The organism is Corynebacterium sp. HMSC06D04 (assembly GCF_001807315.1).
GTDB lineage: Bacteria > Actinomycetota > Actinomycetes > Mycobacteriales > Mycobacteriaceae > Corynebacterium > Corynebacterium simulans.
On the sequence record NZ_KV788534.1, the window covers coordinates 89,597 to 90,003 of the forward strand.

1 pseudogene is annotated in these 407 nt (G+C 53.8%); it reads left to right on the forward strand.

The features are described from left to right. Positions 1 to 203, forward strand: a pseudogene (locus HMPREF3155_RS13275) (IS3 family transposase); the annotation flags it as partial. Positions 204 to 407: the final 204 nt, after the last annotated feature.

A 407-nucleotide genomic window follows, 5' to 3' on the forward strand; every position in this document is an offset into this window, starting at 1 on the left:
TTCTTAAGACTGCTTCGGCTTTTTTCGCAGCGGAGCTCGACCGCCCCACGACCAAATGATCTCCTACATCGACGCGTACAAAGATCAGATTGGGGCCCGGGCCCATCTGCCGAGTCCTAAAACAAGCAGATCGTGGATTCATCACTTCACGCGGCTACCGCAAAGCACCTACACGTGTTCCCAGCGCAAGAGCCTTAAGCGATGTCGATTTGGGGTAGTTGGTACCGCGAGTCTGCGTAGTTGGTACCGGTGTTCCGCGTACCCGGTACTGCCAGGGGGTTTTCTTTCATAGTTGATGTTGGCGACACCACAATCCGTTGGTGTTGCGTCAACTTCTACTTGGAAGGAGCCGGTCCTTGTGGCTAACTTCAAACAGATCATCGCGATGTGCCTTGATGGTGCTAGCT